General features: G+C 67.0%; 30 protein-coding genes. 7 read left to right on the top strand and 23 right to left on the bottom strand.

Annotated features, from left to right (window positions below; all coding sequences use genetic code 11):
* Nucleotides 1–63 precede the first annotated feature (63 nt).
* Both MSZK_RS09130 and MSZK_RS09125 read right to left on the bottom strand, forming a co-directional pair.
* Complete coding sequence (locus tag MSZK_RS09130) at nucleotides 64–1,587, bottom strand: NAD(P)/FAD-dependent oxidoreductase (protein ID WP_099247066.1); 1,524 nt, start codon at nucleotides 1,585–1,587, stop codon at nucleotides 64–66.
* Nucleotides 1,588–1,637: 50 nt separating this feature from the next.
* Nucleotides 1,638–2,375: a TetR/AcrR family transcriptional regulator gene (locus MSZK_RS09125; RefSeq protein WP_099247195.1), complete on the bottom strand. Its 738-nt coding sequence runs from the start codon at nucleotides 2,373–2,375 to the stop codon at nucleotides 1,638–1,640.
* Between the two features lie 104 nt (nucleotides 2,376–2,479).
* Between MSZK_RS09125 and MSZK_RS09120 the strand changes: the two genes are divergently transcribed.
* Both MSZK_RS09120 and MSZK_RS09115 read left to right on the top strand, forming a co-directional pair.
* Nucleotides 2,480–3,658, top strand: a complete 1,179-nt coding sequence (locus MSZK_RS09120) for a geranylgeranyl reductase family protein (RefSeq protein WP_099247064.1) — start codon at nucleotides 2,480–2,482, stop codon at nucleotides 3,656–3,658.
* Nucleotides 3,659–3,675: 17 nt separating this feature from the next.
* Nucleotides 3,676–4,158, top strand: coding sequence for a hypothetical protein (locus MSZK_RS09115; protein WP_233211191.1), 483 nt, complete (start codon nucleotides 3,676–3,678; stop codon nucleotides 4,156–4,158).
* On the opposite strand, the gene MSZK_RS09110 is transcribed toward MSZK_RS09115, so the two are convergent.
* The 7 genes from MSZK_RS09110 to MSZK_RS09080 form a co-directional block, all read right to left on the bottom strand.
* A complete protein-coding gene (locus MSZK_RS09110; protein ID WP_099247060.1) occupies nucleotides 4,155–5,015 on the bottom strand; it encodes an SDR family NAD(P)-dependent oxidoreductase in 861 nt (286 codons plus the stop codon). The two genes, MSZK_RS09115 and MSZK_RS09110, sit on opposite strands and share 4 nt — an antisense overlap.
* Before the next feature lie 32 nt (nucleotides 5,016–5,047).
* Nucleotides 5,048–5,839 carry an SDR family NAD(P)-dependent oxidoreductase gene (locus MSZK_RS09105; RefSeq protein WP_099247058.1) on the bottom strand — a complete coding sequence of 264 codons (792 nt, stop codon included), beginning with the start codon at nucleotides 5,837–5,839 and terminating at the stop codon, nucleotides 5,048–5,050.
* A 103-nt stretch (nucleotides 5,840–5,942) separates the two neighbouring features.
* Nucleotides 5,943–6,515, bottom strand: coding sequence for a TetR/AcrR family transcriptional regulator (locus tag MSZK_RS09100; protein WP_099247056.1), 573 nt, complete (start codon nucleotides 6,513–6,515; stop codon nucleotides 5,943–5,945).
* A 35-nt stretch (nucleotides 6,516–6,550) separates the two neighbouring features.
* Nucleotides 6,551–6,862, bottom strand: a complete 312-nt coding sequence (locus tag MSZK_RS09095) for an NIPSNAP family protein (RefSeq protein WP_099247054.1) — start codon at nucleotides 6,860–6,862, stop codon at nucleotides 6,551–6,553.
* A gap of 26 nt (nucleotides 6,863–6,888) precedes the next feature.
* Nucleotides 6,889–7,746 carry a 4,5-DOPA dioxygenase extradiol gene (gene ygiD, locus MSZK_RS09090; protein ID WP_099247193.1) on the bottom strand — a complete coding sequence of 286 codons (858 nt, stop codon included), beginning with the start codon at nucleotides 7,744–7,746 and terminating at the stop codon, nucleotides 6,889–6,891.
* Between the two features lie 38 nt (nucleotides 7,747–7,784).
* Nucleotides 7,785–8,672: a phytanoyl-CoA dioxygenase family protein gene (locus tag MSZK_RS09085; RefSeq protein WP_099247191.1), complete on the bottom strand. Its 888-nt coding sequence runs from the start codon at nucleotides 8,670–8,672 to the stop codon at nucleotides 7,785–7,787.
* A gap of 55 nt (nucleotides 8,673–8,727) precedes the next feature.
* Nucleotides 8,728–9,441 (bottom strand): LysR substrate-binding domain-containing protein, encoded by a 714-nt coding sequence (locus MSZK_RS09080; RefSeq protein ID WP_099247052.1) that lies wholly within the window; start codon nucleotides 9,439–9,441, stop codon nucleotides 8,728–8,730.
* A 25-nt stretch (nucleotides 9,442–9,466) separates the two neighbouring features.
* Between MSZK_RS09080 and MSZK_RS09075 the strand changes: the two genes are divergently transcribed.
* Entirely contained in the window at nucleotides 9,467–9,847 is a 381-nt protein-coding gene (locus MSZK_RS09075) for a DUF5997 family protein (RefSeq protein WP_099247050.1), read from the top strand.
* Nucleotides 9,848–9,938: 91 nt separating this feature from the next.
* Nucleotides 9,939–10,397 (top strand): hypothetical protein, encoded by a 459-nt coding sequence (locus tag MSZK_RS09070; protein ID WP_099247048.1) that lies wholly within the window; start codon nucleotides 9,939–9,941, stop codon nucleotides 10,395–10,397.
* A 32-nt stretch (nucleotides 10,398–10,429) separates the two neighbouring features.
* On the opposite strand, the gene nrdE is transcribed toward MSZK_RS09070, so the two are convergent.
* From nrdE to MSZK_RS09050, 4 genes are all read right to left on the bottom strand, one after another.
* Nucleotides 10,430–12,547 carry a class 1b ribonucleoside-diphosphate reductase subunit alpha gene (gene nrdE, locus MSZK_RS09065; protein WP_199203266.1) on the bottom strand — a complete coding sequence of 706 codons (2,118 nt, stop codon included), beginning with the start codon at nucleotides 12,545–12,547 and terminating at the stop codon, nucleotides 10,430–10,432.
* A 17-nt stretch (nucleotides 12,548–12,564) separates the two neighbouring features.
* The gene (nrdI, locus tag MSZK_RS09060) at nucleotides 12,565–13,047 is read right to left on the bottom strand and encodes a class Ib ribonucleoside-diphosphate reductase assembly flavoprotein NrdI (RefSeq protein WP_099247044.1); all 483 of its coding nucleotides are present in this window, start codon (nucleotides 13,045–13,047) and stop codon (nucleotides 12,565–12,567) included.
* A gap of 26 nt (nucleotides 13,048–13,073) precedes the next feature.
* Nucleotides 13,074–13,313, bottom strand: a complete 240-nt coding sequence (locus MSZK_RS09055) for a redoxin NrdH (protein ID WP_099247042.1) — start codon at nucleotides 13,311–13,313, stop codon at nucleotides 13,074–13,076.
* A 446-nt stretch (nucleotides 13,314–13,759) separates the two neighbouring features.
* On the bottom strand, nucleotides 13,760–14,302 hold the full coding sequence (locus MSZK_RS09050; protein ID WP_099247040.1) for an NAD(P)H-dependent oxidoreductase: 543 nt from the start codon (nucleotides 14,300–14,302) through the stop codon (nucleotides 13,760–13,762).
* Between the two features lie 89 nt (nucleotides 14,303–14,391).
* Between MSZK_RS09050 and MSZK_RS09045 the strand changes: the two genes are divergently transcribed.
* Together MSZK_RS09045 and MSZK_RS09040 are read left to right on the top strand one after the other, a co-directional pair.
* Nucleotides 14,392–14,994, top strand: coding sequence for a TetR/AcrR family transcriptional regulator (locus MSZK_RS09045; protein WP_099247038.1), 603 nt, complete (start codon nucleotides 14,392–14,394; stop codon nucleotides 14,992–14,994).
* Complete coding sequence (locus tag MSZK_RS09040; protein ID WP_099247189.1) at nucleotides 14,991–16,028, top strand: DNA polymerase IV; 1,038 nt, start codon at nucleotides 14,991–14,993, stop codon at nucleotides 16,026–16,028. The genes MSZK_RS09045 and MSZK_RS09040 overlap by 4 nt, the downstream gene beginning before the upstream one ends.
* Nucleotides 16,029–16,076: 48 nt before the next feature.
* On the opposite strand, the gene MSZK_RS09035 is transcribed toward MSZK_RS09040, so the two are convergent.
* Together MSZK_RS09035 and MSZK_RS09030 are read right to left on the bottom strand one after the other, a co-directional pair.
* Nucleotides 16,077–16,946: an SDR family oxidoreductase gene (locus MSZK_RS09035; protein WP_099247036.1), complete on the bottom strand. Its 870-nt coding sequence runs from the start codon at nucleotides 16,944–16,946 to the stop codon at nucleotides 16,077–16,079.
* A 2-nt stretch (nucleotides 16,947–16,948) separates the two neighbouring features.
* Nucleotides 16,949–17,587: a TetR/AcrR family transcriptional regulator gene (locus tag MSZK_RS09030; RefSeq protein WP_099247187.1), complete on the bottom strand. Its 639-nt coding sequence runs from the start codon at nucleotides 17,585–17,587 to the stop codon at nucleotides 16,949–16,951.
* Nucleotides 17,588–17,719: 132 nt separating this feature from the next.
* Between MSZK_RS09030 and MSZK_RS09025 the strand changes: the two genes are divergently transcribed.
* On the top strand, nucleotides 17,720–19,201 hold the full coding sequence (locus MSZK_RS09025) for a cytochrome P450 (RefSeq protein ID WP_099247034.1): 1,482 nt from the start codon (nucleotides 17,720–17,722) through the stop codon (nucleotides 19,199–19,201).
* Nucleotides 19,202–19,234: 33 nt separating this feature from the next.
* Here the strand turns inward: MSZK_RS09025 and MSZK_RS09020 are convergent, their stop codons facing one another.
* From MSZK_RS09020 to MSZK_RS08985, 8 genes are all read right to left on the bottom strand, one after another.
* The gene (locus tag MSZK_RS09020) at nucleotides 19,235–19,735 is read right to left on the bottom strand and encodes a homocitrate synthase (RefSeq protein WP_099247032.1); all 501 of its coding nucleotides are present in this window, start codon (nucleotides 19,733–19,735) and stop codon (nucleotides 19,235–19,237) included.
* Between the two features lie 127 nt (nucleotides 19,736–19,862).
* Nucleotides 19,863–20,708, bottom strand: a complete 846-nt coding sequence (locus MSZK_RS09015) for a gamma-glutamyl-gamma-aminobutyrate hydrolase family protein (RefSeq protein ID WP_099247030.1) — start codon at nucleotides 20,706–20,708, stop codon at nucleotides 19,863–19,865.
* The gene (locus MSZK_RS09010) at nucleotides 20,705–21,403 is read right to left on the bottom strand and encodes a gamma-glutamyl-gamma-aminobutyrate hydrolase family protein (protein ID WP_233211189.1); all 699 of its coding nucleotides are present in this window, start codon (nucleotides 21,401–21,403) and stop codon (nucleotides 20,705–20,707) included. Before MSZK_RS09010 ends, MSZK_RS09015 begins: the two co-directional genes overlap by 4 nt.
* A 17-nt stretch (nucleotides 21,404–21,420) precedes the next feature.
* Nucleotides 21,421–22,125, bottom strand: a complete 705-nt coding sequence (locus MSZK_RS09005) for an ABC transporter substrate-binding protein (RefSeq protein ID WP_099247026.1) — start codon at nucleotides 22,123–22,125, stop codon at nucleotides 21,421–21,423.
* Nucleotides 22,122–23,507 carry a glutamine synthetase family protein gene (locus MSZK_RS09000; protein WP_099247024.1) on the bottom strand — a complete coding sequence of 462 codons (1,386 nt, stop codon included), beginning with the start codon at nucleotides 23,505–23,507 and terminating at the stop codon, nucleotides 22,122–22,124. The genes MSZK_RS09005 and MSZK_RS09000 overlap by 4 nt, the downstream gene beginning before the upstream one ends.
* Before the next feature lie 31 nt (nucleotides 23,508–23,538).
* A complete protein-coding gene (locus tag MSZK_RS08995) occupies nucleotides 23,539–24,741 on the bottom strand; it encodes a cytochrome P450 (protein WP_099247185.1) in 1,203 nt (400 codons plus the stop codon).
* Nucleotides 24,742–24,855: 114 nt separating this feature from the next.
* Nucleotides 24,856–25,584 (bottom strand): cache domain-containing protein, encoded by a 729-nt coding sequence (locus MSZK_RS08990; protein WP_099247022.1) that lies wholly within the window; start codon nucleotides 25,582–25,584, stop codon nucleotides 24,856–24,858.
* Nucleotides 25,581–26,321, bottom strand: coding sequence for a FadR/GntR family transcriptional regulator (locus MSZK_RS08985; RefSeq protein ID WP_099247020.1), 741 nt, complete (start codon nucleotides 26,319–26,321; stop codon nucleotides 25,581–25,583). The genes MSZK_RS08990 and MSZK_RS08985 overlap by 4 nt, the downstream gene beginning before the upstream one ends.
* Between the last annotated feature and the right edge of the window lie 65 nt (nucleotides 26,322–26,386).

Here is a 26,386-nt window from a genome sequence, read left to right as displayed (position 1 = left end):
TTTGTCCGGTGCCGAAGCCACAGGTCCGGCCCGCGCCGCGACGCGACTCGGCGTGTCGGACGATCAGCGTGCTGCGGCCCGCTCGGCCGGCTGCGCAGCGGCCACCCCGGTGAAGCGATATTCCGAGCGTTTCAGCGAGCGGGTGGACAACCAGTACTGCCACGTCATACCGCTCCACAGCGTGCGGTTCTTGCCGTGCTCGTCGAGGTACCAGCTGCTGCAGCCGCCGGTGCTCCACACCGCGCCCTGCAGGTCGTCCTGCAGTTCGGTGTTGAACGCGTCCTGCGCGGCACGGGTCGGCGCCAGCGCCTGCGCGCCGGCCTTGTCCACGGCTCCGATCGCCTGGCCGACGTAGCGGATCTGCGACTCGATCATGAACACCACCGAGTTGTGACCCAGCCCGGTGTTCGGCCCCAGCAGGAAGAACAGGTTCGGCATGTCGGCAACGGTGATCCCGCGGTGCGCCTGTACGCCCTCGCGATTCCACCGGTCCACCAGGTCCTCGCCGCCGGGGCCCTTGATGTCGACATAGGTATAGGAGTCGGTGACGTGGAAGCCCGTCGCGAACACGATGACGTCCGCCTCGCGCTCGACGCCGTCGGCGGTGACGATCCCGCGCGGGGTGATCCGGGCGATCCGATCGGTCACCAACTCCGAATGCGGCTTGGCGATGGCGCGGAAGTAGTTGTTGGAGAAGAGGACTCGCTTGCAGCCCACCTGATAGCTCGGGGTCAACCGCCGGCGCAGCTCCCGATCGCGGACCTGGTGGCGGATGTTCCACTTGCCGGCCTTCTCGCCGAGCACGAGCAGCTCCGGACGCTTGGTCATCGCGAATCCGAGCGCCTCCTGGAACCAGTAGATGCCGGTGCGCAACGCGGCGCGCGTGCCGGGCACCGTGCCGAACGCAGTGCGCATCCACTGCGGAATCGGGTTGTTCGATCGCGGCAACACCCACGCCGGCGTGCGCTGATAGAGCTGCAGTGCGCCGACCTTGTCGACGATCTCCGGGACAAGCTGGATCGCACTGGCGCCGGTACCGATGACGGCGACCTTCTTGCCGGTGAGATCGACGCTGTGGTCCCACTGTGCCGAATGGAACGCCGCTCCTTCGAAGTCGGCCAGGCCCTCGAAGTCGGGGATGGACGGGATGTGCAGCGCGCCGGCGCCCGAGATCAGGAACTGGGCGACGAATTCCCGCCCGTCGGAGGTGAAGACGTGCCAGCGGCATTCGGCGTCGTCCCAGTGGGCGCGGTCGACGTGGGCGCCGAAGCGGATGTAGCGGCGCAGCCCGTGCTTGTCGGCCACGCCTTTGAGGTAGTCGAAGATCTCCGGCTGCAGGGACCACATGTAGGTCCAGTCCGCCTTGGGTTCGAAGGAGAACGAATACAGGTGCGCGGGGATGTCGCACGCGCAGCCCGGGTAACTGTTGTCCCGCCAGGTGCCGCCGACCTCGTCGGCCTTCTCCAGGATCAGGAAGTCGACGCCGCGTTGCTGCAGTTCGATGCCCATGCCCAGCCCGGAGAAACCGGTCCCGATGACCAGCGCGCGGGTGTGGACAGGCTCGGCGGACGATTCGGCGGCGCTCATGCCACCAAAATACCCAATACCGCCGGTATCGGCTAAGCCATCCGGTGAGTTCAGCTGACGGCGGCCCGCCGACGCATCGCGTCGTGAATCGGCCGGTCGGGATCGAGGTTGACGCCCAGGACGTCGGCGGTGCCGTTGACCGTGCCGAGCATGATCGTGGTCAGGTGATTGACGAACTCGTCCGTCGGCATCCGCCGGGGGCTGTCCGGGTCGGGTCCCAGCCACCAGTCCGTCGCCGCCGAGCACGCGCCGAATGCAGCCGCGGCGGCCAGTTGCAGCGCCGCGGGATCGAGCTGCATGCCGCTCAGTTCGTTGTTGAACGTGTCGGCGAACGCCATGGTGATCTCGCGCCCCTCGTTGAGCGCGCGCTGGGTGGATTCCGATTGCTCGGGGAAGCGGCCCTGCAGCATGAAGCGCAGCACGTTGGGGTGCTGCTCGACGAGGTTGACGTACTCGGCCACCCCCCGGCGCACGACCTCGCGGGTGGGGTCGGTGGCGGCGTCGATATTGGAGAAGATCGCCGCCCACAGCATGTCGCGCAACCGCTTGCCGATGGCCTGGAACAGGTCGGACTTGTCGGTGAAGTGCCGGTAGATCTTCGGCTTGGCGGTACCCGCCTCCTCGGCGATCTCCCGCAGGCTGACGTCGGGGCCGTGCTTGTCGATGGAGCGGAACGCCGCGTCGACGATCTCGGCGCGCACCTTCTTGCGGTGCTCACGCCAGCGCTCACTGCGCGCATCGACCTTGCCCGGCTCTGCGCCGGATCGCGATCGGGGCACTCTGCGCACGTCAAGCACTGTACCCGCAGCCAGCCCGGCATCGGCCAGACAGAGCGCGACGCCGTTCTCGGATAGCATCGTGGCATCCGATTTCCGAAGCGAGACGAGACGTAGTGACCGAGCGATTCGACCTGGTGGTAGCCGGCGGGGGGCCATCGGGATCCGCGGCGGCCTGGCAGGCCGCGCAGACTGGCGCAAAAGTGGTGGTCCTCGACAAGGCGGACTTCCCGCGTGACAAGCCCTGCGGCGACGGGCTGACCGCGCGTGCGGTCAGCTACCTGCAGAAGATGGGCCTGGCCGAGGAGGTGTCGCACTTCCATCGCATCAGCGGTGTGACGGTGTACAGCCCCTCGGAGTGGGAGCTGTCCTTCCCGAAGCGGCCCGGCATGCCCGACCACGGACACACGGCGAGCCGCACCGAACTGGACGCGATGCTGCTCAAGCACGCCGAGTCGGCGGGCGCGGTGGTGCGTCAGGGCGCCGAAGTCGCCGGGCCTGAACTCGACGAGCGCGGCCGGGTGGTCGGCGTGGTGCTCAAGAGCGGTGAAAAAGTTCTCGGCGACGCGGTGATCGCCGCCGACGGCGCCTACTCCCCGATCAAGCGGGCGCTCAAGATCGACTCGGACTACAACGGCTATTCGGCGATCGCGATCCGCTCCGAGATGCACGCCAACCGGGCCGACTCCGACCGCTTCGAGATCTACCTGAAGCTGCTGTTCCAGGGCGATCAGCTGCCGGGCTACGGCTGGGTCTTCCCGATGGGCGGCGGCCGGTTCAACATCGGCCTCGGCTACGTCAACAGCTACCGCAAGTGGCAGTCGATCAACGCCACCCATTTCTTCGGTGACTTCCTGCGCAGCCTGCCCCGCGAGTGGGAGTTGCCGCCGGTCGAGGAACTGAAGAAGAACAAGACGGTGCGTGCTTGGCGGCTGCCCATGGGCTTCACGGCCTGGCCGCCGTGGCGTCCCGGCGTGCTGTTCACCGGCGACTCGCTGGGCGCGGGCAAGCCGGCGTCGGGCGCGGGCATCTCCAAGGCGTTGGAGTCAGGGCTGGCCGCCGGCGAGTGCGCGATCGCGGCCCTGCAGAACGGTGGCCCCGACGACTTCACCAACTACCAGCTGCGCATGGAAGCGGCGTGGGGCCGGGAGTACAAGCGCGGGCGGGTGTTCCACAAGCTCGCCGGCTACCCCAAGGTTTCCGAGGCCGGCCTGAAGCTGCTCGACAACCACACCTTCCGCGATGTGCTGCTGAAGTCGCTGTACAAGAAGGCCCAGAGCCCCTCGCACACCTAGTGCTCGCCGACGGCAGCGTGACGCTCACACCCGGGCTCACCGACGACGAATTGGCAGGCATCGAAGGCGAATTCGGCTTCGAGTTCGCCGACGACCATCGGGCGTTTCTGTCCGACGCGCTGCCGGTTGGGGGTACCTGGCCGGATTGGCGGTCGGCACCGCGCCGAGGCCTGCAGCAGCGGTTGCAGTTGCCTGTCGAGGGCATTCTGTTCGCGGTCGAGTGGCAGGACTTCTGGTTCGGCGATTGGGGTGTCCGGCCGGCACGGATGAAGGATGCGCTGCGCAGCGCGAACTACCACCTTGCAAGGGTGCCGCAGCTGGTGCCCGTGCATTCCCATGACTACCTGCCCGCCGGGCATGGCACCTCCGGCCATCCCGTGCTGTCGGTGTACCAGGCCGACGTGAGCTGTTGTGGCGCTGATCTTTCCGACTATCTCGATCCCGACCCGTCGCGAGTGCCGACTCCCACCGTCCCGTTCTGGTCGCAGCTGATCGGCTAGGCCCCAAGCGGATTCAGTTGATCGGCAGTCGCGTCGTCTGCTGCTGTCGAGTTGCTGAGGGCCTCATACCGTTCGTCGGCGGCGAGCAGGTCTCGGCCGGCTGCAGTCGCGTAGCGGTAGGCGTCGGGGCCGACGAGTAATCGAGCCGGCGGGGTGTCCATGTCGACGATATCGAGCAGCAACGCGGCCACCTTCACCGGATCGCTGGCTCCGAGGTGCGCAGACTGGCTGAGTTGGGCGGCGGCACCTACGGTTTCCTTGTACTCGTCACGGATCGGGGCGATGCGCATCGACGAGCCTGACCAATCGGTGCGCATTCCCCCCGGCTCCAGGACGGTCACCTTTATCCCGAGCGGCGCGACCTCCTGTGCGAGGACTCCGGAGTAGCCGGTGACGGCCCACTTGGCCGATTGATAGGCGGCCAGCCCCGGGCGAGCCAAACGGCCGCCGACGGAGGAGATTTGAACGATGTGTCCCGCGCGCTGTGTCCGCATAACCGGAAGCACGGCTTGGGTGAGCCGGACGACACCGAAAAAGTTCGTCTCGATCTGGGCGCGAAAGTCGTCGAAATCGACATCCTCGGCGGCGGCCATGTTGGCGTAACCGGCATTGTTGACCAGAACGTCGAGGCGCCCCCAACGACGGATCGCGGTGTCCGCGGCGGCGCGGACATGATCATCGTTGGTGACGTCGAGTTCGACGACGGCCAAACGGTGTGGTTCTCGCGCGGTGAGATCGTCGAGCGTCGAGGTTGCGCGAACGCCTGCGACGACGCGGTGCCCGGCAGCCAGAGCCGCCTCGGTGATGGCACGTCCGAGACCGCGGGAGGCTCCGGAGATGAGGAAGACATGTGACATGAGGATGACCTTTCTTTGTGATCGTTGGGTATTCAGGTGACGTTGCGGACCGTGCCACCGTCGACGCGTAGATCGGCGCCGCTGATGTAGTCAGCGTGCGCGCTGGAGAGGAAGCACACCGCGGCTGCGATCTCCTCGGGTCGGCCGAGCCGACCGATGTCGTTGGGGAACCACGTTGTCGCCGCGGCCTTTTCGACGTCATCCCACGTCGGCCCCCAGCCGTGGGCGGCGGCAGCGTCTAATGCCATGTCCCTTGTGCTGTCGGTGAGGACGGCTCCGGGGGCGACGATGTTCGCCGTGACGCCCGTACCGGCCAGCTCCCGCGCGAGTGACACAGTCAGGTTGTGACGAGCAGCCAGCGTGGCGCTGTAGTGGGGCTGCTCGGCCACCGGTTGAACGGCAAGGCCTCCGCCGATCTGGATCACTCGACCCCAACCACGTCGACGCATTCCGGGGACCAGGTGGCCGATCATCCGCACGGCCGAGACGACGTTTGTCTGGTGGATTCGTGTCCACTCCTCGGTGGAAAGTGTCGCCCACGACGACCCGTCGTAGTAACCGGCGTTGTTGACCAGGATGTCGACATCCCCGACGGATTGCGCGACCGCGGCGGCTCCCTCGTCGGTCGCGAGATCACCGAGTACGGCAAACGCGTCGCCGTGTTGTGCGCGGATGGCGGCAGCTACCGCGTGGGTACGGTCGGCGTCGCGTCCGTGCACCGCCACCGAGGCTCCCTCCGCGGCCAGCATCTCGGCGATCGCGCGGCCGAGTCCTGTGCTCGATCCGGTGACCACCGCCCTCTTGTGGGCCAATCCCAGATCCACAATCGCCTCCTTGTCTACAGCCGTATACCTTCGATGATGTATACGAACGTAGACTTGTGCGAATAGATTCCCGCCCCGATAGCTGACGAAAGACGAGTTAGGCCTACCCAGCGTCGATGAGCCCGGCAATCAGCGGTTCGAGGACTGCCCCGATGTCGGCAGCCTTCGCCCCGCGCAGAGCCCGGGTGCCTATCACTGCACGCATCATCAGCACCCCACTGATCACCGAAAGCAGTACCTCGCTGCGCAGTTCCCGATCAGACGAATCGAGTTGCCGCGCCAGACGAGCGCCGACGTGTCGGTTGATGGCCTCTCGCACAATCGTCACGGCGACAGGGCTGGATGCGGACCGCAGCATGATCAAAAACGGTGGCGGCGCGTCCGCACGCGGCCCGCTTTTGACCACCAGCGCCTTCACCAAGTCAGCCGCCAGGTCATCCGACCCCTCGGGGACGAAAACGGGTTCGGCGAAGGCGGTTTCGACTGCCTCAGCGAACAATCCCTCCTTCGAACCGAAATACCTGTTCACCAGCATTGCGGTGACGCCGGCATCGTGAGCAATCTGGCGCACCCCGACACCGTCATAGCCTGCGCGGGCGAAGTTGTGAATCGCCGACTGCAGGATCGCCTCGCGAGTCGCCGCGGCGTTGCGCGGATGCGGAGTGGATGTGGCCATGGGAATCTCCTCCCGTCGATGCCGAGCTGGCAGCGCTACTGCAGCGGGGAACTCGCGATCGGTGCAAGCGATTGCGTACGCGTCGCGACAATGAGGGAGACATCGAACGTCGAATGATCCTCGGCGAAGTCGTCGCTGTTGCGGTAGTTCTGGGCGAGGCTGCGGGAATCACCGCCCGAATAGTCAACGAGTGCGATGACTCGGGGCTCACTCGACTCCACATCGGTCCAGACCCCGCGCACGGTGATGTCGTACTTGCGCAAAGTGCGGATGTGACGAGGCCAAAACTCCGAGACATAACTGTCCAGAGCAGCGGCGTCCGCCAACGTATAGGTTCGCAACTCCACCCGTTAAGTCTACGGGCGTAGATCGACTAGATGTTCGACTCGTCGACCGGGACGCCACGGGCCGGTGCGGCGGCGCCACCGTCGTCATCCGACGGGGCCATGACCTCGAGGCCCAGCAGATACGACGTCATCGACAAAGAGCCGTAGGCGCAGCCGTCGGTGAGCACCTGCAGGCCGCCGCCGTCGACGGCGGCCAGACCGGCCAGATACAGCAGCGGCAGGAAGTGGTCCGGGGTGGGCACGGCGGCCCGGTAGTCGGCGTGCTCGCGCAACGCGACGGCGTCGCCGGGGTCGCTCAGAAGTTGCTCCCGGGCGTGATCGTCGAAGCGCTGGGCCCAGTCGAAGGCCCTGTCCCCCAACGCCGGATCCATGCCGGCCAGGTTGTGGACGACGTTTCCGCTGCCAAGGATCAGCACGCCGCGTTCGCGCAGCGCCGCGAGCTTGGCACCCAGCTCCAGGTGGTAGTCCAGCGGCTTGTCGGCGTTGACGGCCAACTGCACCACCGGAATCGACGCGTCGGGGAAGGCGTGCACGAGCACCGACCAGGTTCCGTGATCGATGCCCCAGCTGTCGATGTCGGCACCCACCCAGGTCGGCTTGACCACGTCGGCGATCTCGTCGGCCAGCTCGGGCAGTCCCGGCGCCGGATATTGCACGTCGAAGAGTTCGGCGGGGAATCCGTAAAAATCGTGGATGGTGCGCGGGACGGCCATCGCGGTGACGGCGGTGGCGTTGATGTACCAGTGCGCGCTGACGACGAGGATCGCCCGCGGGTTGCCGTGCGACGCGCGCACCGACTGGCCGAAGGCCCGCCACGCCGCGGTGTAGCGGTTGAGCTCCAGGGCGTTCATCGGGCTGCCGTGGCCGATGAACGCCGCCGGCATGAGTGCGGCCATGGACCAAGTTAACCGTGCGCGGCTGGTTACTCGCTATGGGTCAGCTGGTCGGCGAACGCCGCACCCGCGTTTCCGTTGAGCTTGGCGGCGTCGAAACCGTAGCCGACGGCGTCGCCGCGGATGGCCCGCAGTGGGTCCTCGAAGTCACGGAAGTACCCCATTGCCCAGGCGCCCTCCTGGTAGCCGATCAGCTTCAGCAGGTCATCGTCGAGCGTGCGCGCGACTTCAGGTGGCACCGAAAGAAATTGGTTCTCCTCCTGGCGGACCCAGCCGACGCAGTAGTTGACGTTGATGGCGCGCCGGACGCGGTCACTGCGGTTGGCGGCACCGCTGTGCACGATCTTGCCGGAGTAGATCAACACCGAACCTCGCGACATCTCGGCCTGCAGGCACTCCTCGTCGGCGTAGTCGGTGGGTATCTTGTCACCGACCTGGCTGCCCGGCACGACGCGGGTGGCACCCATCTCCGCGGTGTAGTCGGTCATCGCCCACAGCGTGTTGCACTGCACGTGGTAGTCGTCGGGAAACGGATAGAAGTCGAAGGCGTTCTGGTCGCGGTGCAGGGCCTGGTCCGATTCGCCCGGCTCGATCGAGATGACCTGGGTGAGCATGAGCTGGAAAGCGCTGGCGTGGCCGAGGAAGTCCTGGCACACCCCGAGAATGGTCGGATCCTGGATCAGCGTGCGACAGGCCGGCGAGCGGGCGACGAGCGCGCCGGTGCGCCGGGTCTTGTGGCCGATCATCGCGTTGTAGCCCATCGGGGTCGCGTCGAGGTAGGGGGCCAGCTCGTCGCTGATCGCGTCCATCAGCGAGTCCGGAACCAGGTTGTCGACGATGACGTAGCCGTCGCGGCGAAGGTGGTCGGCAAGGTCGGCCGGGGAGGTGGTGGCCGGAACGTGCGTCAGTTCGGTCATCACCTCAGTGTCCTGGACACGTGTGTTGACCAGGTAAAACGGCGTCACATGGTGGTTAAGGGCGCCGCCGCTTGGCCGAACCGGGGGTGCGGGCGACCTTCCCCGCGGCGGCGCGGGCGGCCTGCTTGGCCAGCGTCTTCTCGCGTGCGGTGCGCTTGGGTGCGGGCTGGGACTGTCCCCGCGACGACCCGGCTTTACGGCCCCGCACGATGCCGGTGAACTCCTCGATGAGTTCGGACTGCGCGCCTTCGCGGAATGCAAGCGCCACCGCGCAGGCCGGGGCGTCGGCGATCGGACGGTACGTGAGGTCCTTACGGTGATACAGCCGGGCCAGCGATTGCGGGACGACCAGCACCCCGATTCCGGCGGCGACGAGTTCGATTGCGTCCCCAGCGGTTTCGGGCCGATGATCGAGGACGACGCCGGGAGCCTGTGCCCAGCCGACGACGTCGTCGAGGGGCAGCAGGACCGGTTCGTCGTCCAGGTCGGCGGCGGTGATCGCATCGGCGGCGGTGAGCAGGTGGTCGGCCGGCACCACGGCCACGGTCATCTCGTCGTAGAGCGGGATGACGGCCAGGCCGTCGGTGTCGGCCGGTAGCCGCAACAGCGCCAGGTCGACTGTCCCGTCCCGAACCTCGGCGGCCGCCCCGGCCGCGGCGACGGGACGCAGGGTCAGCGGAACGTCGGGGTGACGCTGCGCCCAGATCCGCGCCCACTTCGCCGGTGTCGCGCCGGGGACGTACCCGAGCGTGAGCGAGGACTGGGTCACCGCCTCAGGCTATAGGCTGACGGGCATGAGCAGGCCCAACGCGCAGTCGATGAAACCCGCCACGGCGGCCAAGAAGCTGGACGTGTACCTGCCCGCGACGCCTGCGGAGTTCCAGGAGAACGCGATCACCCGCGACGAGTTGGCCGCTCTGCAGGCCGATCCCCCGCAGTGGCTCATCGACCTTCGCAAGAACGGCCCGCACCCGAAGAACCTCGTCGCCGCCAAGCTGGGTGTCTCGATCGCCGGGCTGGCGCGCGGCGGCGTGGTGGAGGCGCTCACCACCGAGCAGATCGAGGCGCTGCTCGCCGAGAAGCCGGACTGGCTGGTCGCCGAGCGCGAGAGCTACCAGAACGTGCTGTCCGAACAGCGACGGCTGAAGGCAGCGCGCGCCGAGAAGGCTCGTTGAGACCGTCGTGAGAGCGAGGAATTCAGCGAGTTATCGCTCTCATGACGGTCTCAATGCAGTAGCGCGCTGGGTTCGCGAACACCGGATCGCCGTGGCCACCGCCGGCTATGTGGGCTATTCCGCGGTGATGCTCCGGCTGGATCGTCAGATGCAAGCCACCGGCGGGCCCGGCATCATCCCGTTTGAACTGGCAGGCTCAGCCGCCGAGGCCGAGGCCATCATGCAGCGGTGGGGCGACGCCGGCATGCGCGCGGCCCGCAGGTCGATGTGGCTCGATTTCGGCTACATGACCACCTACGGAATCGGGTTGGCGCTACTTGTCGACCGTCGGCGTCAACGCCGTGGTCACTCCAGGTGGCTACCGGCCCTTGCCGCAGGTGCGGTCGCCGCCGACGCGGTCGAGGGTGTGGCGCTGCTGCGGGTGCTCGACCGCCGGGACGTCGCCGCCAACGCACGCATCGCTCAGGTCTCGGCGTCGGTGAAGTTCGCCATCCTCGCGGTGGCGCTCGGATATGCCGCCTACCCCGGAACGACCGCAAGCCAGGGATAGCCTCCCTGGCCTGCGATCTGTCGGTGCTCAGCTCACAGCATGCAGCTGACGCAGCCCTCCACCTCAGTCCCCTCCAGCGCCATCTGGCGCAGCCGGATGTAGTACAGCGTCTTGATGCCCTTGCGCCAAGCGTAGATCTGCGCCTTGTTCACGTCGCGGGTGTTGGCGGTGTCCTTGAAGAACAACGTCAGCGAAAGCCCTTGGTCCACATGCTGAGTGGCCGCGGCGTAGGTGTCGATGATCTTCTCGTAGCCGATCTCGTACGCGTCCTGGTAGTACTCCAGGTTGTCGTTCGTCATGTAAGGCGCCGGGTAATAGACGCGGCCGATCTTGCCTTCCTTACGGATCTCGACCTTGCTGGCCACCGGGTGGATCGAGCTGGTGGAGTGGTTGATGTAGGAGATCGACCCGGTCGGCGGCACCGCCTGCAGGTTCTGGTTGTAGATGCCGTTGGCCTGCACCGACTCCTTGAGCCGCAGCCAATCCTCCTGCGTCGGAATGCGAATGCCCGCCTCGGCGAAAAGTTCGCGCACCCGCTCGGTTGCCGGCTCCCACACCTGCTCGGTGTACTTGTCGAAGAACTCACCGCTGGCGTACTTCGACTTCTCGAAGCCCTTGAACGTCGTACCACGCTCGATGGCGATCTTGTTCGACGCCCGCAGTGCGTGGTAGAGCACCGTGTAGAAGTACATGTTGGTGAAGTCGATGCCCTCTTCGGATCCGTAGAAGATCCGTTCGCGGGCAAGGTATCCGTGCAGGTTCATCTGGCCAAGGCCGATGGCGTGCGAGTCGTTGTTGCCCTGCTCGATCGACGGCACCGACCAGATGTGGGTCTGGTCGCTGACCGCGGTCAGCCCTCGGATGGCCACCTCGATGGTCTGTGCGAAGTCCGGCGAGTCCATCGCCTTGGCGATGTTCAGCGAACCCAGGTTGCAGGAGATGTCCTTGCCCACATGGGAGTACGACAGGTCCTCGTTGAACCGCGAGGGCGTCGACACCTGCAGGATCTCCGAGCACAGGTTGGAGTGGGTGATCTTGCCGTCGATCGGGTTGGCCCGGTTCACCGTGTCCTCGAACATGATGTACGGGTAGCCCGACTCGAACTGCAGCTCGGCCAGCGTCTGGAAGAACTCGCGGGCCTTGATCTTGGTCTTGCGGATCCGGCCGTCGTTGACCATCTCGTGGTACTTCTCGGTGACCGAGATGTCGGCGAACGGCACCCCGTAGACCTTCTCGACGTCGTACGGCGAGAACAGGTACATGTCCTCGTTCTTCTTGGCCAGCTCGAAGGTGATGTCGGGGATCACCACGCCCAGCGACAGGGTCTTGATGCGGATCTTCTCGTCGGCGTTCTCCCGCTTGGTGTCCAGGAAGCGGTAGATGTCGGGATGGTGCGCGTGCAGGTAGACCGCGCCCGCGCCCTGGCGTGCACCGAGCTGGTTGGCGTAGGAGAACGAGTCCTCCAGCAGCTTCATGATCGGGATGACGCCCGAGCTCTGGTTCTCGATGTTCTTGATCGGGGCGCCGTGCTCGCGAATGTTGGTCAGCAGCAACGCCACTCCGCCGCCGCGCTTGGACAATTGCAGTGCGGAGTTGATCGAGCGGCCGATCGACTCCATGTTGTCCTCGATGCGCAGCAGGAAGCAGCTCACCGGTTCGCCGCGCTGGGCCTTGCCGGAGTTCAGGAACGTCGGGGTGGCCGGCTGGAAACGCCCGTCGATGATCTCGTCGACCAGCTTCTCGGCCAGGATGGTGTCACCGGCGGCCAGCGTCAGCGCCACCATCACCACACGGTCCTCGAACCGCTCCAGGTAGCGCTTCCCGTCGAAGGTCTTCAGCGTGTAGGACGTGTAGTACTTGAACGCGCCCAGGAAGGTCGGGAAGCGGAACTTCTTGGCGTAGGCGCGGTCCAGCAGCGTCTTGACGAAGTTGCGCGAGTACTGGTCGAGAACCTCACGCTCGTAATAGTTCTCGCGGATCAGGTAGTCGAGCTTCTCGTCCTGATTGTGGAAGAACACGGTGTTCTGGTTGACGTGTTCGAGGAAGTACTGGCGCGCGGCCAGGACGTCCTTGTCGAACTGGATCTTGCCGTCCGCGTCGTACAGATTCAGCATCGCGTTGAGCGCGTGGTAATCCGTCTCCCCGGGCAACGCGTGCCCGGAGGTCGTTACAGGCTCTGCAGCTGTGACCGTAGGTGCCACGTGTCCTCGTCCTCCCAGAATGTTGCCAACTCCGCACGGACGGCCTCGACGTCCTCTGCGGTTCCCATCATTTCGAAGCGATACAGGTTCGGGACCCGGCACTTGTGCGCGACCAGAGTGGCCGCGAAGCAGTATTCGGCACCGAACTGTGTGTTGCCGGCCCCGATCACGCCGCGGATCAAGGACCGATTGTGCGGATTGTTCAAGAACTTGATGACCTGCTTGGGCACATACCCCTTCGCCTCGAGGTGCGGGCTGTCGCCGCGGCCCCTGCCATAGGTGGGCAGGAGCAGAACGTACGGCCGGTGCACCTCGATGTGCTCATGAAGGGGAATCCGGATGGCGGGCACGCCCAGCTTCTGGACGAAGCGGTGAGTGTTCTCCGAGACGCTGGAGAAGTACACCAACCGCTCCGGGCCTGCCAGGCTCGGGCTGCCATCCGGATTCATCAGATCTCTCCGTGGCGCCCGGACCGCTAGGCGCTGAGAGCTGCGGTGGAGAGAGCCTTGATCCGGTCGGGCCGGAAGCCGGACCAGTGATCGCCACCGGCGACGACGACCGGCGCCTGCAGGTAGCCCATCGCCATCACGTAATCGCGGGCCTCGGCGTCCTCGCTGATGTCGACGACGTCGTAGGACAGGCCCTCCTTGTCCAGGGCCTTGTAGGTCATGTTGCACTGCACGCAGGCGGGCTTGGTGTACACGGTGATGGTCATCTGCGGTATGGCTCCTCAGCGAAACATGACGATGGACTCAACGGCTTGACTGTGCGCAGGCACTCATGACTTCCAGCGAGCTGTCGGACCGTGAAATTCCTGGTCGGCGGAGCCGCTCGGACCGACATCTCAGCTTCGGTTCCGGCGTTCCGGCGACCCTGTGACTCTCGGGTCTGTCGGCCTCACGAACACTACACCTAGTGTCCGACAGCGAGAAGAGATACAACATGTTCTGAATAACAATTCTGAAATTCCCTGGTCGTAAGCACCTCGGCGGTGACCCGCACGGCGTGTCGCATCTCACAACACGCCGAGCGACGCCGGCTGTGCCTAGATCTACCAGCGACCACCGACAGGACGCGCCGGCGGCACCGACGATCCCCCGCCGATAGCAAAAGCCGCCGGTGCGATCTCCCACCGGCGGCTTTGGCGACTGAACGACCGGGTCAGCCCACCTCGGCGGCGAGCTTGCCGACCACGTCGCGGACCGCGGCAGCCACCTCGGCGTTCTCCCGCGGATGCTTGCCGTCCAGGGCCGTGGCCGGCAGCGACAGCTTCAACGACTCCACCACCCGGGGGCCGGCGATCCCGAACGACTTGCGGGTCTCGTCATGCGCCCACACGCCGCCGTACTGGCCCAGGGCCGAGCCGATGACGGCCAGCGGCTTGTCCTTGAGCGCACCGTTGCCGTAGGGCCGCGACAGCCAGTCGATGGCGTTCTTCAGCACGCCCGGGATGCTGCCGTTGTATTCCGGTGTCACCACCAACGCGGCGTCGACCTCTGCGGCCGCGGCACGCAACGCCACCACCGCGGCGGGCGCGTCGTCGGTGTCGATGTCCTCGTTGTAGAACGGCAGGTCGCCGAGACCGTCATACACCGTCACGGTGATGCCCTCGGGGGCCGATTCGGCCGCCAACTCGGCGAGCTGGCGATTGACCGATGCCGCTCGCAGGCTGCCTACCAGCGCCAGAACCTTGGTATCCGCCATGTTCGTAGTCCCTTTCCGTTGTCCACGATCCTCGCACGGCTCAACCGGACCACAGTCCGGTTTATTTCCGGCTGAGCTAAAGTGTGGGAGTGAGCGTGATCGGCCCGGCCAATGAGCTGCCGGTCTCCGCGCCGCAAGAACGCGGGGACGCCGCCCGCAATCGACTCCTGTTGCTCGACGCCGCGCGCACCCTGATCGCCGAACGGGGCGCCGACGGGGTCTCGATGGACGACATCGCCGCCGCCGCCGGCGTCGGCAAGGGCACGTTGTTCCGGCGCTTCGGCAGCCGCGCCGGCCTGATGATGGTCCTGCTCGACGAGGACGAGCGCGCCATCCAGCAGGCCTTCCTGTTCGGGCCGCCACCCTTGGGCCCCGACGCGCCGCCGCTGGAGCGACTGCTGGCATTCGGTCGCGCCCGGCTGTGTTTCGTCCAAACCCACCGCGACCTGCTCCTGGATGCCAACCGCGATCCCGATTCCCGGTACAGCGCCCCGTTCGCGGTGATGCGCACCCACGTCCGGGTGCTACTCGAATCTGCCGGCACCACAGGTGATCTCGATGCACAAGCCGATGCGCTGCTGGCCCTGGTGGATGCCGACTACGTGACCCACCAGCTCACCGAGCGGGGCCGCACCATCGATCAGCTGGCCGACGCCTGGGACAGCGTCGCGCGCAAGCTGTGCGGGAGATGAGCAGCCCCCAAGCCGTGCCCTGGGTCCTGCACGTGGACCTCGATCAGTTCCTGGCCTCCGTCGAACTGCGCCGTCACCCCGAGCTCATCGGCCTGCCGGTGATCGTCGGGGGTAACGGCGACCCCACCGAGCCCCGCAAGGTGGTGACCTGCGCGTCGTACGAGGCCCGCGAATTCGGAGTGCACGCCGGGATGCCGCTGCGCAGCGCTGCGCGCCGCTGCCCCGACGCGACGTTCCTGCCGTCGGATCCGGCCGCCTACGACGAGGCATCCGGGCAGGTGATGGGGCTGCTGCGGGACCTGGGCCACCCCGTCGAGGTGTGGGGCTGGGACGAGGCCTACGTCGGGGCCAGGGTCGCCGACCCGGTCGAACTGGCCGAGCGGATCCGGACGGTGATCGCGGCCGAGACCGGGCTGGTCTGCTCGGTCGGTATCAGCGACAACAAGCAGCGCGCCAAGGTGGCGACCGGGTTCGGCAAACCCGACGGGATCTACACCCTGACCGACGCGAACTGGATGGAGGTGATGGGTGCCCGCCCGGTGGACGCGCTGTGGGGGGTAGGGCCGAAGACAGCGAAAAAGCTTGGCAGCCTTGGCATCACCTCGGTACGGCAACTGGCCCACACCGATGCCGAGCTGCTCACCGCCGCCTTCGGGCCACGCACCGGCCTGTGGCTGCTGCTGCTGGCCAAGGGCGGCGGAGACGCGACGGTCAGCGCCGAACCGTGGATACCCCGGTCCCGCAGCCATGTGGTCACGTTCCCGCGCGACCTGACCGAGCGCGCCGAGATGGACGCCGCCGTGGTCGACCTCGCCCGCCATGCCCTGGCCGACGTGGTGGCCCAGTCGCGCATCGTCACCCGCGTCGCGGTTACGGTGCGGACCAACACGTTCTACACCCGGACCAAGATCCGCAAGCTCGACGAGCCGACCGTCGACGGTGAGGCGATCACCGCCGCGGCGCTGCGGGTGCTGGACCTGTTCGAGCTCGACCGGCCGGTGCGACTGCTCGGGGTACGCCTGGAATTGCTGTGATTTCGGCGCGAAAACCGCCGCTGAGCGAACGAAAGCGCGCCGAAATCGCTAGGCCGGCGGCCGGAAGGTGGCGCTGCGGGGGCGCAGGGCGCGGGTGAAGAACACGTTGACCCGCGTCATCGCCACGCTGTAGGGCCACCACGCCAGCCGTTTGGCCGCGTACAGCGCACGGATGTCCGGCGAGGTGTAGATCAGAAAGCGGTTCTTGACGATGCCGGCCAGCATCTTGTCGGCGACCTTCTCCGGCGTGACGGCGTGGCCGCTGAACAGCCGCACCCAGCGCTGCACCTTCGGGTGGTCCCGGTCCACCCCCGCGATCTGCACCGTCTGCACCAGCGGGGTGTCCACCGCGCCTGGCACCACCAGCGACACTCCGATGTCGTGGCGAGCCAGGTCGAAGCGCAGTACTTCCGAAAGTCCGCGCAGCCCATACTTGCTCGCGCTGTAGGCGGCATGCCACGGCAGCGCGACCAGACCCGCGGCCGAGGAGACGTTGACCAGCTGGCCGCCCCGGCCCGCGGCGACCATCGGCGGCAGGAAGGTCTCGATGACGTGGATCGGCCCCATCAGGTTGACGTCGATCATCGAGCGCCAGTGCCGGTGGGTCAGTTGCTCGACAGTGCCCCACGCGGAGATCCCGGCGATGTTCATCACGACATCCATTGCCGGATGGCGGGTGTGGATGTCGGCGGCGAACCCGGCCACCGCGTCGTAGTCGGCGATGTCGAGGGCACGATGCTCGGGGACGTCGGCGCCCAGCGCGCGGACGTCGGCGACGGTCTGTGCGAGTCCGTCGGCGTTGATATCGGTCAGATACAGTTCGGCGCCGCGGCGGGCGAGTAACAGCGCGGTGGCCCGGCCGATGCCGCTGGCGGCGCCGGTGACGAACACCCGCTTGCCCGCGAAATCGTCAGCCATCCTCAGTCGCCGACCCGTCCGCCCCACAGCGCGTGCAGCCACAACTTTTCCAGGATCCGCACCGCCCGGTCCAGGTCGCGTTCGGGTCCGATGAACGCCGACTCCCCCGACAGCGTCAACGCGGTTGTCGCGGTGAGGATCCGGACAAGCCCGCCGATGTCATCACTGATCGGGTCGGCGGTGCCGTTGGCGATCTCGGCCTCCACTATCGGCACGATCTGCGCGATCACCGCATTGTTGTACCCGTCGAGGATCTCCCGGATCTCGGCGTCGGTGTGGCGCGCGGCGTTACATGCCGACATCACCGGGTCGTTGTGGGCGTAGACGACCGCCGCGCTGCGCACCATCCGCTCGGCAAAGGCCGTCGGCGTCTCCTCGGGGCCGCGCGGCGCGAATGAATGGGTCAGTTCCTCCAACTCGTGAGCGGCTTCACCGACGATGTGGGCCAGTACCGCGTACTTGGAGTCGAAATAGAAGTAGAAGCCGGACCGGGCGACGCCGGCGCGGTCGCTGATCGTGCTGACGGACAGTTCGGCGAACGGCTTCTCTTCGAGCAACTCGCGCACGGCCGCGACGATGGCGTGGCGCTGCTTGTCGCCACGGCGACGCGGCGCCTCGACGGGTTCCTGCTGCGCGGTCACCCGTTTACCTTGCACCACGCCACGCCCGAAAAGAAACTTGACATGCGTCAAGAAATTTGGCGAGGATGGTGTCACGTGTGGCCCCGGCCACAACAGTCCGCATGCCCGTCCCCCTTTCGCCGAGGAGCGTCGATGGCCACGATCAGTACCCCGCACTACCTCTTGGACCAGGCCAAGCGCCGGTTCACCCCCACCCTGAACACCATCCCCGGGATGGGCACGGTGGAAAAGCGGCTGCGGGAGCGCGACTGGCCGCAGTTCGAACTGGCCAAGCCGCCAGCGGGCAGCGGACTCAAGACGGTGATGGGCGATTCGGGCCTGCCGCTGCTCGGCCACATGGTCGAGACGTTCCGGGGCGGCCCGGACTACCTGATGCAGGTCTACCGCAAATACGGACCGATCCACTACGCCTACTCCCCGGCCCTGCCCGCGGTCACCGCGCTGGGGCCCGACGCCACCCAGGCGGTGTTCTCCAACAAGAACAAGGACTTCTCACAGAAGGGCTGGCACCCCGTCATCGGCCCGTTCTTCAACCGCGGCCTGATGATGCTCGACTTCGACGAGCACATGTACCACCGCCGCATCATGCAGGAGGCCTTCACCCGCACCCGGCTGTCCGGCTACGTCGAGCACATCGACCGGGTCGCCTCACAGGTGATCGCCGACGACTGGGTGGTCAACGATCCGCGCTTCCTGTTCCACCCGGCGGTCAAGGAACTCACCCTCGACATCGCCTCGGTGGTGTTCATGGGCCACGAGCCCGGCTCCGACCACGAGTTGGTGACCAAGGTGAACCAGGCGTTCACCATGACCACCCGCGCGGGCGGGGCGATCATCCGCACCGCGGTTCCGCCGTTCAAGTGGTGGCGTGGGCTGCAGGCCCGCAAGGTGCTCGAGGAGTACTTCGAAGAGCGGCTCAAGGAACGCCGCAACGCCGAGGGCACCGACATGCTGACGGTGTTGTGCCACACCGCCGACGAGGACGGCAACACCTTCACCGACGCCGACATCGTCAACCACATGATCTTCCTGATGATGGCTGCCCACGACACCTCGACGTCGACGCTGACCACGATGGTCAACCAGCTGGCCGCCAACCCGGAGTGGCAGGAACGCTGCCGCGACGAGTCCGACCGGCTCGGCGACGGGCCGCTCGACATCGATGCCCTGGAAAAGCTGGAGACGCTCGACCTGGTGATCAACGAGTCGCTGCGGATGGTCACGCCGCTGCCGTTCAACGTGCGGCAGGCGGTGCGCGACACCGAGTTGCTCGGGTTCTTCATCCCGGCGGGCACCAACGTCAACGTCTGGCCGGGCCTGAACCATCGGCTGCCCGAGCTGTGGACCGACCCGGAGAAGTTCGACCCGGATCGCTTCGCCGAGCCGCGTAACGAGCACAAGCGGCACCGCTACGCGTTCGCCCCGTTCGGCGGCGGCGCGCACAAGTGCATCGGCATGGTGTTCGGCCAGCTGGAGATCAAGACCGTGATGCACCGGCTGCTGCGCAAGTACCGCCTCGAGCTCCCGCATCCGGGCTACCTGCCCCGCTACGACTACGCGGGGATGCCGGTGCCGATGGACGGCATGCCGATCGTGCTGCGTCCGCTGCACTGAACTGCCGCGCCGAGATCGACGAATTGGCGAGATCTACTCGGCCTTTCCCGCCCAATCGTCGGTTTGGGCGATCGAGAGCAGGCGGTTGGCGCAGGCGATGACGGCCCGCAGCGCGGACTGCGTGGGGTCGTCGGACCAGCCCATCGCCCATTCCCGGCGCCGGCCGTCACTGCCTTGCACGAAGGTCGCGGTGTGGGCGCCGGAGGCGAGTTGGTGGAAGCGGGTCATCTCCACGCCGATCCCGCGCTCGTAGAGCATCGCGGTCAGTGCCGCGACCGGGCCGCCGGCGTGCGCGATCGCCGTCTCGATCCGGTCGCCGACGGCCAGGGTGGCGCGGAACCGGCGCGGATGCGGGCTGAGCCGGGACACCTCATCGGACTCCCAGGCGCCCAGGCGAACCGGGCCGCCGCTCGGGCTGTAGGTGGCGGTGAACGTGCTCCACGGCATCGCTTCGGCGTGCTCGCGCAGCCCGACGGGCAGCGGAGCACCGAAGCGCGGAGACAGGTCGGAAATGGGGGTGCTGTGCGGGGTCATGATCGGTCTTCTCGTCGAACGGAGGCTGACCGACGTCGTAGCTTTCGACCCACAGCGGGGGGTCGGTCTGGATCAGACCCCGCTGCGGGGAGCTACTACGAGAATCGCGCTGTGCACGATCGCGATGCTAGACCTCGGCGGACGGCGCGTGCAACCACGTTTCGGCGGAGCCGGCTCGGCGCGCATCTTCGGCGGCACTGACGAACGCCGAGAACAGTGCCAGCCGGTCGGCTTCCGGCCCGTCTTCGTCCTCCGGGTGCCACTGGACGCCCAGGTAGAAGCGCTCCGGGTCCTCGACGGCCTCGACGATGCCGTCCAGGGCACACGCGGCCACCACCAGGCCCGCACCGACCCGGTCGACGGCCTGGTGATGCCCCGAGCGGCCGATCACCCGGTCTGCGCGCAGGATCGACGACAGCCGCGTACCTGCCACCACGTCGATCGGCTCGTCGACGAATTCCGGCTCGCCCGGCGCGCCATGGTGCAGCGCGTAGTCGACGATGTCGGGGATCAGGGTGCCGCCCCGCGCCACGTTGAGCAGCTGGGACCCCCGGCAGATACCGAAGACCGGCCGCTGCGCAGCCTCGGCGGCGTGGATCGCACCGAAGGCGTCTTGGTCAGCTCGCACATCGACCCCGTATGCGGCCGGGTTGGCTGCCGTGGCGCCGTAGCAGCTGCCGTCGACGTCACCGCCGCCCAGCAAGAGTAGGCCGTCGAATTCGGCTGCCCCGGAAGGGTTGTCGAGGGCGGTCGAGGTGTCCCAGAGCTCGTAGGTGGCACCGAGGGCGACCAGGGTGGTCAGCGCAAGCCGGGTGAATCGCCGGATCAGCACGACGTCGGCGGCACTGATGTCGGGAAAATTCAGCGATGCCAGCACGCAGACGTGCGCGCGAACCACGCCCGGCGGCGGGAGATCCGGGATGACGTCCTCGCGGCGTACCCGGTGGTCGACGGCATCGCTCTGGGTGGTCATCGGGACTCCCTTCGTTTGTTGGCCCGGTCGACGAGATCGCCGAACAGGGCGGCATCTGCGCCGGAGGTGGCGTGCCGGTCCTCCGGGTGCCATTGGACGGCGACGATGTCGGCGTCGGTGTGTTCGACCGCCTCGATGACACCGTCCGCGGCCACCGCCGACACGCGCAGACCGGAACCGAGTTGGTCGATCCCCTGGTGGTGGTAGGACGACACGACGACGCGGTCGGATCCGACGACGCTGTGCAGGCGCGAGCCGGCCAGCACCGTGACGTCGTGGAGGCAGTCGTGGTGTGCGGTGGAGCTTTCCGGCAGGTGTTGCACCAGGGTGCCGCCGAGCGCGACGTTGAGGACCTGCATCCCGCGGCAGATCGCCAGCGCCGGCACCGGCAGCGCCAGCAGGGATCGGGTCACGGCGAGGTCGAACTCGTCTTGGAACGCGACGGTGTCCCGGGTCTGCGGCTGCGGCCGGGCACCGTAGCGGCGTGGTTCGACGTCGGCGCCGCCGGGCAGTACCACGCCGTCGAATTGTCCGAGCCGCTGCGGTATTTCGGCGACCGGGTCGCCGGCCGGGCCATGCAGTGCAACCGGTTCACCGCCGGCCGCCCACACCGCTTCACAGATCGCCTCGGCCACCACCGTGGCCGAGAACCGCAGGATGGGCACCTGACCGGCCCGTCGGCCGACGACAGCCACCAGCGGTCGTCGCACCCTCAATCCGGGAACGGGTATTCGAGCGTCGGCAACCACTGGGTCCACACCTGACGCAGCCGACCCGAGACGATCATCCGTGCCAAGGCCGCGTCGATGGTGGCCAGCAGGTCCGGCCGGTCCTTGGCGACCGCGATCCCCCATTTGTTGGCGGTGTGCACGGTGAAGGCGAGCTCGTAGTCGGGGTGAGTGGCGCCCAAGGGAACGAACACCACGTCGTCGTCGACGACTGCGTCGACCTCGCCGGACAGCAGGGCGGCCAGCATGTCGGCGTACACATCGTCAGAGCCCGGCCCGAACGCCACCGGGATGGCCTCGGTGAACGTCTCGACGAGCGACATGTTGGTGCTGTTCTCTATCGCCGCCACTCGACGGCCGACAAGGTCTTGTGGCGCATGGATTCCGGCTCCGCGGCGCACCAACACACCCTCGTGAAAGATGGCATAGGGCCGGGTGAAATCGACCTGGGCCAGCCGTTCGGTGGTGATGCCCTGCCCGCACAACACCGCGTCGGCGTCACCGCGCTGCACTGCCGGGATCATGTCCACCCAGGGCACCCGGATCCATTCGACCGGCCGCCCGAGTTCAGCGCCGAGCGCCTCGGCCACCCCGGGTTCGTATCCGGTCCGGCCGTTTTCCGGTGTCCACAACGAGAACAGCGGGGGCGCCTCGGCGTCCAGGCAGGCCAGCCGCAGCGGTGCCGTCACGGTGTGTCATCCCAATACATCTCGCGCTCCCAATCAGTCACATATCCACAGAATCTGGCCCACTCATCGGCGTGGAAATCGACGAGCAGGTTCGACAACGCCGACCCGAAGGTCGACGTGAGCAGCTGGTCGGCCTGAAACGCCTCGATCGCCTCACCAAGGGTCAACGGCAACGCCGGGAACCGGTCGTCGGGTGCCGCGTCATAGGACGAGCCCTGGGTCGGTGCGCCGGGATCGATCGCGTTCTTCATGCCGTCCTCGCATGCCGCGAGGATGACCGCATGCGACAGATACGGGTTCACCGCGGCGTCGGGCAATTTGTACTCCAACCGGCCGACCGTGGACAGCCGCACCGTGCAGGTCTTGTTGTCCAGGCCCCAGTTGATTCTCGACGGCGCGAATTGTCCGGCATCCCAATAGCGTTTATAGGAATTCACCGTTGACGCGTTGATCAGCATCGCTCCGGCGGTGTGCGCCAGCAGGCCGCCGAGCGCATGCCGCCCGACCTCGGACAGGTGCAGGTCGCGCCGGCCCGGAACGGCCAGCACGTTGACGTCGTCGCGCCACAGGCTGAAGTTGTGGTGGCAACCGTTGCCCATCATCCCGGTGCGCGGCTTGGGCATGAAGCTGGCCTCGATACCCAGTTCCCGGGCGACCTGTTTACAGATCTGCCGGTAGGTCGTGAGCCGGTCGGCGGTCAGGTCGGCGCGGTCGTACATGAAGTTGAGCTCGACCTGGAACTCGTCTTCGTAGTCACCTTCGACCATGTCCAAGCCCAGCGCCTGGGCGTACTCGATGACCTTCTTGACGATCGGTCGGTTCCGCTCGAGATGCTCGATGTGGTAGGCCGGACTAGAGCCGGGCCGGAACTGCGCCTGCAGACCGTCGCCCTGCCAGGTCATTTCCGGCTCGCACCCGGTGCGCAGTTCCAAACCGGTGCGTTCGGTGAAGTCGGCATGCAACCGCCGCAGCAATCCCCTTGTGTCGGCTGCGAATTCGGCACCTGCACGCTCGGGCAGGTGGTCCGGCTCATAGAGCCGGCAGAACACTCTGGCGAAGCTGCTGTCCCATGGCAGTACCGCGAAGGAGTCGAGGTCGGGCAGCGCGGTGTATTCGGGGGCGTTCACGCCGCCGGCGAGAAGGATCCCTTCCCGAGTGCCCTGCAGGTTGGCGATCGCGGTCTGGTGCTGTTGCACCCCTTTGACCGCGAGTCGCTCGAAGTGGCGCGCCGGAGCCACCTTGCCGACCACTCGTCCGGTGATGGTGACGGCCTGGAAATAGACGAATTCCACACCGCGATCGGAGATGGTCGCCAGCGCCGATGCCAGGTCGGCGCTGCCGGCATTCGCCTGCCGGTGAAGGTCGAGCGCTGTGGTGCTCATCGGGAGTCCTCTCGGGGGCTGGGAGTCGAGGTCACGAGCCGGGGGTGAAACCGACCGGAAGGGCGTTGGGCCCGGTGTTACCGGAGTCCGGCAGCCAAGTCGCGCCGGGCAACTCGTGGGGGTCGCGCATCCGGCGGGCCAGCAGCGGCAGCGCCTCACTCATGTCGGCCCGCGCGACAAAATGCCCGAGGCAGTAATGCACGCCGCCACCGAACCCGAAGTGTGGCTTGCGTTCTGCGGTGATGTCGAACCCGGGCGTGAAGACTCGCGGATCGGTGCCCGCCGACTCCCCGTAGAGGTGCACGGTGGTGCCGGCCTTCAACAGCACACCCTCATACTCGAAATCCTCGATCACCTCGCGGGTCACCCAACGGGTCGTCGGGTTGACGCGCATGACCTCTTCGACGGCCTTGGGGCCGAGTTCGGGCTGCTGGGCCAGCAGCCGCCACTGGTCGGGATGACCCAAGAAGGTCTGCATGGCCAGACCGAGCTGGTTGCGAGTGGTGTCGAACCCGCCGAAGATCAACAGCACCAAACCGTCTCGCAATTCATCATTACTGAGCCGACCCTCCTCCGGCAGCGAGGCGTTGACCAGGGCGGTGACGAAATCGTCTCGGGGATTGGCCCGGCGTTCGGCGATCACCTCGTCGCAGTAGGCGTACAGCCTTGCCAGGGCGGCCTCGATCTCGGGCAGGTCCGCTTTGAGGGTCACCCCCATTGCCAACCCCAACGTCGCCGACTCGGTGGCGATGACCCGCCATTCGGACTCGGGAAGCCCGAGCATGATGGCGATGACGCGGGCCGAGTAGGGTTCGGCGAACTCACTGACGAACTCGCATCGGTTCGGTTCGGCGAAGTTGTCGACGAGTTCGCTTGCCAGCGCCTGGAATCGGGGAACGAGACCCACGATCAGCTGCTGAGAGAAGGCCGGGGTCATCAGCCGGCGCAGCCGGCGGTGCTCCTCGCCCTCCTTGTTGAGCAGCCAGCTCGACCACCACCGCGCGAATGGGCCTTCGGTGACGCCGTTGTGGGCCGGCCAGGCCACCGAGCCCTGCCGGAGTTGGCGGCTCTTGAGCAGCTTGTTCATCTGCTCGTAGCGCAGGACGGCGATGCCGTACGGCGTGGTCGCGTACCAGCTGCGCTCGCGCGCGGCGTGCACGGCCTCGGAGGTGATGGAGAACGCCGGGTCGGCCACATCGAAGGCGGGTACTTCCCCGAAGGCGAGCGACGACATCAGCTGTGAACCTCCGGACGGCTCCGACAGGATCCCCGACAACCCCGGAAGGACACCGGCGGGGAATGTCGGTAAATACTCTACGAATAGAGTCTTACTGTCAACCGTTGGCGGTCAATCGGTCTCGGGCCACGCAACGGCGACCACCCAATCGGTGCCCAGCGGCATCCCGGCGACCTCACGAAACGCCGCGGGGTCGCCCGCCGGTCCGGCCATCGGCATGCTCGCCAGCCGCGAGCCGACGATCCAGCGCGGGGTGTTCGCGGCGATCACCCGCCGCTCGGTGTTGACCACCACGGCGTCGCGGGAACTGCGCCGCAACACCTCGATGAGCTTGCGTTCGACCGGTCCGACCGCCAGATCGGCGCCGACCACCCCCAGGAACGTGCCGTCGGCGACGACGGGGACGGTCGCGGTGATCGTGTACATGTCCGATCCGCTGTAGTCGACGTACGGCCCGTAGGCCACTCGGTCCTGGCCGTGCTGGGCCAGCCGATACCAATCCATCTGCAGGTAGTCGTAGACGTCGATGCTGGTCGGGTCGAAGTTCAGCCGGAGCCTGGCCACCCGTTCGTTGTGGCGCTGCCACCACGCCATGTAGCGCTCGAGGCCGTCGACCACGAACGGCGCGGCGACGAACCCCATTCCCCAGATCTCTTGTTCCCGCCCGACCAGGTCGGCGAGCAGTCGCTGCAGCCCGCTGAAATGCGCCTCCGTCAGAGCGGCGCGCGCGGGGCGGCTGCGCAACACCTGCTCGGCGACACCGGCGAGCAGTTCGTACACCGACTCCAGCGCCAGGGTCGCCTGTTCGGCGAGCTGCTGGGCGGACGGGTCTGCGCTCACGATTCCGCCCCGCCGGTCGACAGGTCGAGATTGATCCTGGTCAGCCGGGCAAGCTGGCCCATGACGTGGTCTTCGGCCAGGCGGCGGGCCTCGCCGGGGTTTTCCGAGGCGACCGCGGTGGCGATGGCATGCTGCTGCTCGACGTGGGCGGCGACGTCCTGGGCAGGGCCGATGGGCAGCCAGATCAGGCCGGCGACTTCGGCCTGCAGGTTGGCCTCCCGGCGGGCCAGCCGGGCCGATTGCGACGCGACGGCGACCTGAATGTGGAATCTGCTGTCGGCCCGGATGCGGTCACCCAGGGTGGCGGCGGTGCCGAGTTGGTCGGTGAGCGCGAACAGCCGACGTACCGCATAGGAGGCCGCCCGCTCGGCAGCCAGCCGGGCGGCCTGGCCGGCGACAGCGGTGTGTTCGTCGAACAGATCACGCAGGTCAGAGGCGCTCATTGCGGCCAGTCGCGCGGTGAGTTTGTCGACCGGCGGGCCGTCGGGCCTACGCACGAAGGAACCGCCGCTGCGGCCGCGCCGGGTCTCCAGCAGGTCCTGGTCACGCAGCGTGGCCAATGCCTCGCGGACGGTCATCGGGGCCACTCCGAATTGGGCTGCCAGGTCGACCTCGACCGGCAGCCGCTCGCCGTCGTCGAGAAGTCCGAGGTGGATGGCTTCGGTGATGCGCGCGACGATCTCGTCGGCACGGCTCACCGGCGCTTCCGGCGCAACCAGCGGCGACAACGACGACACCGGGCCCTCCTTGCGCGCGTGCTCCCGATGGATCCGACCTCGGCAACTTACCCGATTTCCGACGA

It is taken from the genome of Mycobacterium sp. shizuoka-1 (assembly GCF_002723835.1).
In the GTDB taxonomy this organism is placed as follows: Bacteria; Actinomycetota; Actinomycetes; order Mycobacteriales; family Mycobacteriaceae; genus Mycobacterium.
Note: the sequence above shows the minus strand (reverse complement) of the source record. Positions and strands in the feature narration are given on the sequence as shown.

Coding starts and splice junctions, on each gene's coding strand:
- MSZK_RS09130 (WP_099247066.1), bottom strand. CDS start 1,587: ATGAGCGCCGCCGAATCGTCCGCCGAGCCTGTCCACACCCGCGCGCTG.
- MSZK_RS09110 (WP_099247060.1), bottom strand. CDS start 5,015: ATGTCACATGTCTTCCTCATCTCCGGAGCCTCCCGCGGTCTCGGACGT.
- MSZK_RS09100 (WP_099247056.1), bottom strand. CDS start 6,515: ATGGCCACATCCACTCCGCATCCGCGCAACGCCGCGGCGACTCGCGAG.
- ygiD (WP_099247193.1), bottom strand. CDS start 7,746: ATGCCGGCGGCGTTCATCGGCCACGGCAGCCCGATGAACGCCCTGGAG.
- MSZK_RS09085 (WP_099247191.1), bottom strand. CDS start 8,672: ATGACCGAACTGACGCACGTTCCGGCCACCACCTCCCCGGCCGACCTT.
- MSZK_RS09075 (WP_099247050.1), top strand. CDS start 9,467: ATGAGCAGGCCCAACGCGCAGTCGATGAAACCCGCCACGGCGGCCAAG.
- nrdI (WP_099247044.1), bottom strand. CDS start 13,047: ATGAATCCGGATGGCAGCCCGAGCCTGGCAGGCCCGGAGCGGTTGGTG.
- MSZK_RS09055 (WP_099247042.1), bottom strand. CDS start 13,313: ATGACCATCACCGTGTACACCAAGCCCGCCTGCGTGCAGTGCAACATG.
- MSZK_RS09050 (WP_099247040.1), bottom strand. CDS start 14,302: ATGGCGGATACCAAGGTTCTGGCGCTGGTAGGCAGCCTGCGAGCGGCA.
- MSZK_RS09040 (WP_099247189.1), top strand. CDS start 14,991: ATGAGCAGCCCCCAAGCCGTGCCCTGGGTCCTGCACGTGGACCTCGAT.
- MSZK_RS09035 (WP_099247036.1), bottom strand. CDS start 16,946: ATGGCTGACGATTTCGCGGGCAAGCGGGTGTTCGTCACCGGCGCCGCC.
- MSZK_RS09025 (WP_099247034.1), top strand. CDS start 17,720: ATGGCCACGATCAGTACCCCGCACTACCTCTTGGACCAGGCCAAGCGC.
- MSZK_RS09020 (WP_099247032.1), bottom strand. CDS start 19,735: ATGACCCCGCACAGCACCCCCATTTCCGACCTGTCTCCGCGCTTCGGT.
- MSZK_RS09015 (WP_099247030.1), bottom strand. CDS start 20,708: ATGACCACCCAGAGCGATGCCGTCGACCACCGGGTACGCCGCGAGGAC.
- MSZK_RS09000 (WP_099247024.1), bottom strand. CDS start 23,507: ATGAGCACCACAGCGCTCGACCTTCACCGGCAGGCGAATGCCGGCAGC.
- MSZK_RS08995 (WP_099247185.1), bottom strand. CDS start 24,741: ATGTCGTCGCTCGCCTTCGGGGAAGTACCCGCCTTCGATGTGGCCGAC.